General features: G+C 51.7%; 1 rRNA gene. It reads left to right on the top strand.

What is annotated here, in order from left to right:
* Positions 1-50 precede the first annotated feature (50 nt).
* Positions 51-2,974: ribosomal RNA gene (locus tag G5W_RS0119320) — 23S ribosomal RNA — on the top strand.
* Positions 2,975-3,011: the final 37 nt, after the last annotated feature.

Below are 3,011 nucleotides of genomic sequence, written 5' to 3'. Positions count from 1 at the left end.
TTTAAAGCAAGGCTATAAATTATAAGTGTAATGCTTATTCATTGTAAGATAGTTAAGTGAATAAGGGCGCACGGTGGATGCCTTGGCACTAGGAGCCGATGAAGGACGGGACTAACACCGATATGCCTCGGGGAGTCGTAAGTAGACTTCGATCCGAGGATTTCCGAATGGGGAAACCCACTGTTCGTAATGGAGCAGTATCCTTACCTGAATACATAGGGTATGGAAGGCAGACCCGGGGAACTGAAACATCTCATTACCCGGAGGAAGAGAAAGCAAATGCGATTTCCCAAGTAGCGGCGAGCGAAACGGAAACAGCCCAAACCAAGAAGCTTGCTTCTTGGGGTTGTAGGACATTCCATATGGAGTTACAAAGGAATTCTTTAGATGAAGATACCTGGAAAGGTATGCCGCAGAAGGTAACAGCCCTGTAATCGAAAAGGAATTCCCTCCGGAGTGTATCCTGAGTACGGCGGAACACGTGAAATTCCGTCGGAATCCGGGAGGACCATCTCCCAAGGCTAAATACTACCTAGTGACCGATAGTGAACCAGTACCGTGAGGGAAAGGTGAAAAGCACCCCGGAAGGGGAGTGAAAGAGAACCTGAAACCGTGTGCCTACAAGTAGTCGGAGCCCGTTAATGGGTGACGGCGTACCTTTTGTAGAATGGACCGGCGAGTTACGATCGTATGCGAGGTTAAGTGGAAGACACGGAGCCGTAGCGAAAGCGAGTCTGAATAGGGCGAATTAGTATGCGGTCGTAGACCCGAAACCGTGTGATCTACCCATGTCCAGGGTGAAGGTCAGGTAACACTGACTGGAGGCCCGAACCCACGTATGTTGAAAAATGCGGGGATGAGGTGTGGGTAGGGGTGAAATGCCAATCGAACACGGAGATAGCTGGTTCTCTCCGAAATAGCTTTAGGGCTAGCCTCAAGAGTTGAGTACTGGAGGTAGAGCACTGATTGGACTAGGGGCCCTCATCGGGTTACCGAATTCAGTCAAACTCCGAATGCCAACTACTTTATCTTGGGAGTCAGTCTATGGGTGATAAGGTTCATAGACGAAAGGGAAACAGCCCAGACCGCCAGCTAAGGTCCCAAAGTATACGTTAAGTGGAAAAGGATGTGGAGTTGCACAGACAACCAGGATGTTGGCTTAGAAGCAGCCACCATTTAAAGAGTGCGTAATAGCTCACTGGTCGAGTGACTCTGCGCCGAAAATATACCGGGGCTAAACGTATCACCGAAGCTGCGGATTGTTCTTACGAACAATGGTAGGAGAGCGTTCTAAGTGCTGTGAAGTCAGACCGTGAGGACTGGTGGAGCGCTTAGAAGTGAGAATGCCGGTATGAGTAGCGAAAAAAGAGTGAGAATCTCTTTCACCGAATGCCTAAGGTTTCCTGAGGAAGGCTCGTCCTCTCAGGGTTAGTCGGGACCTAAGCCGAGGCCGAAAGGCGTAGGCGATGGACAACAGGTTGATATTCCTGTACCACCTCATAATCGTTACGAGCGATGGGGGGACGCAGTAGGATAAGGAATGCGCACCGATGGATGTGTGCGCCCAAGCAGTGAGAGTGTCAGATAGGCAAATCCGTCTGGCGTAAGCTCAAGCTGTGATGGGGAGCGAAATTTAGTAGCGAAGTTCCTGATTTCACACTGCCAAGAAAAGCCTCTAGCCAGATTATAGGTGCCCGTACCGCAAACCGACACAGGTAGGCGAGGAGAGAATCCTAAGGTGAGCGGGAGAACTCTCGTTAAGGAACTCGGCAAAATGACCCCGTAACTTCGGGAGAAGGGGTGCTTCTTGCATGAGAAGCCGCAGTGAATAGGCCCAAGCGACTGTTTAGCAAAAACACAGGTCTCTGCGAAGCCGAAAGGCGAAGTATAGGGGCTGACACCTGCCCGGTGCTGGAAGGTTAAGGGGATGGGTTAGGGCTCTGAGCCCGAAGCTTTGAACCGAAGCCCCAGTAAACGGCGGCCGTAACTATAACGGTCCTAAGGTAGCGAAATTCCTTGTCGGGTAAGTTCCGACCCGCACGAAAGGTGCAACGACTTGGGCACTGTCTCAACGAGAGACCCGGTGAAATTATACTATGCGTGAAGATGCGCATTACCCGCGACAGGACGGAAAGACCCCGTGGAGCTTTACTGTAGCCTGATATTGAATGTCTGTGCAGCTTGTACAGGATAGGTGGGAGCCTTAGAAGCCGGAGCGCTAGCTTCGGTGGAGGCATCCGTGGGATACCACCCTGGCTGTATGGACCTTCTAACCCAGGACCGTGATCCGGTTCGGAGACAGTGTCAGGCGGGCAGTTTGACTGGGGCGGTCGCCTCCTAAAAGGTAACGGAGGCGCCCAAAGGTTCCCTCAGAATGGTTGGAAATCATTCGTAGAGTGTAAAGGCAGAAGGGAGCTTGACTGCGAGACCTACAAGTCGAGCAGGGACGAAAGTCGGGCTTAGTGATCCGGTGGTTCCGCATGGAAGGGCCATCGCTCAACGGATAAAAGCTACCCCGGGGATAACAGGCTTATCTCCCCCAAGAGTTCACATCGACGGGGAGGTTTGGCACCTCGATGTCGGCTCATCGCATCCTGGGGCTGTAGTCGGTCCCAAGGGTTGGGCTGTTCGCCCATTAAAGCGGTACGCGAGCTGGGTTCAGAACGTCGTGAGACAGTTCGGTCCCTATCCGTCGTGGGCGTTGGAAGTTTGAGAGGAGCTGTCCTTAGTACGAGAGGACCGGGATGGACACACCGCTGGTGTACCAGTTGTTCCGCCAGGAGCATAGCTGGGTAGCTACGTGTGGAAAGGATAAGTGCTGAAAGCATCTAAGCATGAAGCCCCCCTCAAGATGAGACTTCCCATCACTTCGAGTGAGTAAGATCCCTTAGAGACTATGAGGTTGATAGGTCCGAGGTGGAAGCGTGGTGACACGTGGAGCTGACGGATACTAATAGATCGAGGACTTAACTAACTTTTTGATTTCGTTTGTTTACTCTTATTTAGTTTTC

The organism is Ornithinibacillus scapharcae TW25, assembly GCF_000190475.1.
Lineage (GTDB): Bacteria > Bacillota > Bacilli > Bacillales > Amphibacillaceae > Ornithinibacillus > Ornithinibacillus scapharcae.
The sequence above is the reverse complement of the archived record's forward strand: the minus strand, read 5'-3'. Positions and strand labels throughout refer to the sequence as shown.